At 49.7% G+C, this 5,066-nt stretch carries 1 tRNA gene and 3 rRNA genes; all 4 read right to left on the reverse strand.

Features of this window, described 5'->3' with window-relative positions:
- The 4 genes from rrf to HMPREF9421_RS10040 all read right to left on the reverse strand — a co-directional run bounded on the left by rrf (window position 1) and on the right by HMPREF9421_RS10040 (window position 4,901).
- Window positions 1-116, reverse strand: a 5S ribosomal RNA gene (gene rrf / locus HMPREF9421_RS10025).
- Window positions 117-196: 80 nt separating this feature from the next.
- A 23S ribosomal RNA gene (locus HMPREF9421_RS10030) occupies window positions 197-3,098 on the reverse strand.
- A 128-nt stretch (window positions 3,099-3,226) separates the two neighbouring features.
- Window positions 3,227-3,299: transfer RNA gene (locus HMPREF9421_RS10035), tRNA-Ala, on the reverse strand.
- 53 nt (window positions 3,300-3,352) lie between these two features.
- Window positions 3,353-4,901: ribosomal RNA gene (locus HMPREF9421_RS10040) — 16S ribosomal RNA — on the reverse strand.
- Together the 16S, 23S and 5S rRNA genes with 1 tRNA gene alongside form the textbook arrangement of a ribosomal RNA operon.
- Window positions 4,902-5,066: the final 165 nt, after the last annotated feature.

The raw sequence follows: 5,066 nt of genomic DNA on the forward strand, positions 1-5,066 counted from the left end.
GCTAAGCGACTACCATATCTCACAGGGGGCAACCCCCAACTACTTCCGGCGTTCTAGGGCTTAACTTCTGTGTTCGGCATGGGTACAGGTGTATCTCCTAGGCTATCGTCACTTAACTCTGAATGATGAACATTCAAAATTGAATACCTATATTCTAACAAAAATCTAACCAGCTGTAAATATCCTCAGTTACTTTTTGGATAAGTCCTCGAGCTATTAGTATTAGTCCGCTCCATTGCTCACACAACTTCCACTCCTAACCTATCTACCTGATCTTCTCTCAGGGCTCTTACTAACATATTGTTATGGGAAATCTCATCTTGAGGTGGGTTTCACACTTAGATGCTTTCAGCGTTTATCCCTTCCCTACATAGCTACCCAGCGATGCCTCTGGCGAGACAACTGGTACACCAGCGGTAAGTCCACTCTGGTCCTCTCGTACTAGGAGCAGATCCTCTCAAATTTCCTACGCCCGCGACGGATAGGGACCGAACTGTCTCACGACGTTCTGAACCCAGCTCGCGTGCCGCTTTAATGGGCGAACAGCCCAACCCTTGGGACCGACTACAGCCCCAGGATGCGACGAGCCGACATCGAGGTGCCAAACCTCCCCGTCGATGTGAACTCTTGGGGGAGATAAGCCTGTTATCCCCAGGGTAGCTTTTATCCGTTGAGCGATGGCCCTTCCATACGGAACCACCGGATCACTAAGCCCGACTTTCGTCCCTGCTCGAGTTGTAGCTCTCGCAGTCAAGCTCCCTTATACCTTTACACTCTGCGAATGATTTCCAACCATTCTGAGGGAACCTTTGGGCGCCTCCGTTACCTTTTAGGAGGCGACCGCCCCAGTCAAACTGCCCGTCAGACACTGTCTCCGATAGGGATCACCTATCCGGGTTAGAGTGGCCATAACACAAGGGTAGTATCCCAACAGCGCCTCCATCGAAACTGGCGTCCCGATCTCTATGGCTCCTACCTATCCTGTACATGTGGCACAGACACTCAATATCAAACTGCAGTAAAGCTCCATGGGGTCTTTCCGTCCTGTCGCGGGTAACCTGCATCTTCACAGGTACTAAAATTTCACCGAGTCTCTCGTTGAGACAGTGCCCAAATCATTACGCCTTTCGTGCGGGTCGGAACTTACCCGACAAGGAATTTCGCTACCTTAGGACCGTTATAGTTACGGCCGCCGTTTACTGGGGCTTCAATTCATACCTTCGGATTACTCCTAAGCACTCCTCTTAACCTTCCAGCACCGGGCAGGCGTCACCCCCTATACATCATCTTACGATTTAGCAGAGAGCTGTGTTTTTGATAAACAGTTGCTTGGGCCTATTCACTGCGGCTGACCTAAGTCAGCACCCCTTCTCCCGAAGTTACGGGGTCATTTTGCCGAGTTCCTTAACGAGAGTTCTCTCGCTCACCTGAGGCTACTCGCCTCGACTACCTGTGTCGGTTTGCGGTACGGGTAGAGTATGTTTAACGCTAGAAGCTTTTCTTGGCAGTGTGACATCACTAACTTCGCTACTAAACTTCGCTCCCCATCACAGCTCAATGTTATAGAACTAAGCATTTAACTCAATTCACACCTCACTGCTTAGACGTGCACTTCCAATCGCACGCTTTAGTTAGCCTACTGCGTCCCTCCATCACTACATACTCTAGTACAGGAATATCAACCTGTTGTCCATCGGATACACCTTTCGGTCTCTCCTTAGGTCCCGACTAACCCAGGGCGGACGAGCCTTCCCCTGGAAACCTTAGTCTTACGGTGGACAGGATTCTCACCTGTCTTTCGCTACTCATACCGGCATTCTCACTTCTATGCGTTCCAGCACTCCTCACGGTATACCTTCTTCACACATAGAACGCTCTCCTACCATACCTATAATAGGTATCCACAGCTTCGGTAAATTGTTTTAGCCCCGGTACATTTTCGGCGCAGGGTCACTCGACTAGTGAGCTATTACGCACTCTTTGAATGAATAGCTGCTTCTAAGCTAACATCCTAGTTGTCTGTGCAACCCCACATCCTTTTCCACTTAACAATTATTTTGGGACCTTAGCTGGTGGTCTGGGCTGTTTCCCTTTCGACTACGGATCTTAGCACTCGCAGTCTGACTGCCGACCATAATTCATTGGCATTCGGAGTTTATCTGAGATTGGTAATCCGGGATGGACCCCTCACCCAAACAGTGCTCTACCTCCAAGAATCTTAATGTCGACGCTAGCCCTAAAGCTATTTCGGAGAGAACCAGCTATCTCCAAGTTCGTTTGGAATTTCTCCGCTACCCACAAGTCATCCAAGCACTTTTCAACGTGCCCTGGTTCGGTCCTCCAGTGCGTTTTACCGCACCTTCAACCTGCTCATGGGTAGGTCACATGGTTTCGGGTCTACGACATAATACTAAAGCGCCCTATTCAGACTCGGTTTCCCTGCGGCTCCGTCTCTTCAACTTAACCTCGCATCATATCGTAACTCGCCGGTTCATTCTACAAAAGGCACGCTCTCACCCATTAACGGGCTCGAACTTGTTGTAGGCACACGGTTTCAGGTTCTATTTCACTCCCCTCCCGGGGTGCTTTTCACCTTTCCCTCACGGTACTGGTTCACTATCGGTCACTAGGGAGTATTTAGGGTTGGGAGATGGTCCTCCCAGATTCCGACGAGATTCCACGTGTCTCGCCGTACTCAGGATACTGCTAGGTATAAAGACTATTTTAAATACGAGGCTATTACTCTCTTTGGCCTACCTTCCCAGGTAGTTCTTCTATAATCTTTAAGTCCACATCGCAGTCCTACAACCCCGAAGAGTAAACTCTTCGGTTTGCCCTCCTGCCGTTTCGCTCGCCGCTACTAAGGCAATCGCTTTTGCTTTCTCTTCCTGCAGCTACTTAGATGTTTCAGTTCACTGCGTCTTCCTCCTCATATCCTTAACAGATATGGGTAACAGGTATCACCTGCTGGGTTTCCCCATTCGGACACCCCCGGATCTAAGCTTACTTACAGCTCCCCGAGGCATTTCGTCGTTTGTCACGTCCTTCTTCGGCTCCTAGTGCCAAGGCATCCACCGTGCGCCCTTATTAACTTAACCTTATTAACCTAATTTTTTCAAAATTAGAAAACTCATTAAATATTCACAGCGTTTTCGGTTTATTTTCTTGTTACTATTTGATATAGATATTCAATTTTCAATGTTCATCCTTGGTGATCTCTCACCAATGGAGCCTAGCGGGATCGAACCGCTGACCTCCTGCGTGCAAAGCAGGCGCTCTCCCAGCTGAGCTAAGGCCCCACAAGACCTCTCAAAACTAAACAAGACGAACGTGCAGGTTTCCTTATCCTTAGAAAGGAGGTGATCCAGCCGCACCTTCCGATACGGCTACCTTGTTACGACTTCACCCCAATCATCTATCCCACCTTAGGCGGCTGGCTCCTAAAAGGTTACCTCACCGACTTCGGGTGTTACAAACTCTCGTGGTGTGACGGGCGGTGTGTACAAGGCCCGGGAACGTATTCACCGCGGCGTGCTGATCCGCGATTACTAGCGATTCCGACTTCATGTAGGCGAGTTGCAGCCTACAATCCGAACTGAGACTGGCTTTAAGAGATTAGCTTGCCGTCACCGACTTGCGACTCGTTGTACCAGCCATTGTAGCACGTGTGTAGCCCAGGTCATAAGGGGCATGATGATTTGACGTCATCCCCACCTTCCTCCGGTTTATTACCGGCAGTCTCGCTAGAGTGCCCAACTGAATGATGGCAACTAACAATAGGGGTTGCGCTCGTTGCGGGACTTAACCCAACATCTCACGACACGAGCTGACGACAACCATGCACCACCTGTCACCTCTGTCCCGAAGGAAAACTCTATCTCTAGAGCGATCAGAGGGATGTCAAGACCTGGTAAGGTTCTTCGCGTTGCTTCGAATTAAACCACATGCTCCACCGCTTGTGCGGGCCCCCGTCAATTCCTTTGAGTTTCAACCTTGCGGTCGTACTCCCCAGGCGGAGTGCTTAATGCGTTAGCTACGGCACTGAGTCCCGGAAAGGACCCAACACCTAGCACTCATCGTTTACGGCGTGGACTACCAGGGTATCTAATCCTGTTTGCTCCCCACGCTTTCGAGCCTCAGCGTCAGTTACAGACCAGAGAGCCGCTTTCGCCACCGGTGTTCCTCCATATATCTACGCATTTCACCGCTACACATGGAATTCCACTCTCCCCTTCTGCACTCAAGTTAAACAGTTTCCAAAGCGTACTATGGTTAAGCCACAGCCTTTAACTTCAGACTTATCTAACCGCCTGCGCTCGCTTTACGCCCAATAAATCCGGATAACGCTCGGGACCTACGTATTACCGCGGCTGCTGGCACGTAGTTAGCCGTCCCTTTCTGGTAAGATACCGTCACAGTGTGAACTTTCCACTCTCACACTCGTTCTTCTCTTACAACAGAGCTTTACGATCCGAAAACCTTCTTCACTCACGCGGCGTTGCTCGGTCAGACTTCCGTCCATTGCCGAAGATTCCCTACTGCTGCCTCCCGTAGGAGTCTGGGCCGTGTCTCAGTCCCAGTGTGGCCGATCACCCTCTCAGGTCGGCTATGTATCGTCGCCTTGGTGAGCCGTTACCTCACCAACTAGCTAATACAACGCAGGTCCATCTGGTAGTGGAGCAATTGCCCCTTTCAAGCAGATATCATGCAACATCTACTGTTATGCGGTATTAGCTATCGTTTCCAATAGTTATCCCCCGCTACCAGGCAGGTTACCTACGCGTTACTCACCCGTTCGCAACTCATCCAGAAAGAGCAAGCTCCTTCCTTCAGCGTTCTACTTGCATGTATTAGGCACGCCGCCAGCGTTCATCCTGAGCCAGGATCAAACTCTCATTAAAATAATTGTTTGTCTTAAACTCATTCTGTCACTGACAGATTTATTGTTTTTTTATTGTTCAGTTACTATAACCTTCGTTATAGCGCCCTGCACATTGGTTCGTCTTGTTCAGTTTTCAAAGGTCTTTGTCGCTCTCTCGCGACAACTATATTAGTATATCACGACC

It is taken from the genome of Streptococcus australis ATCC 700641, assembly GCF_000186465.1.
GTDB lineage: Bacteria > Bacillota > Bacilli > Lactobacillales > Streptococcaceae > Streptococcus > Streptococcus australis.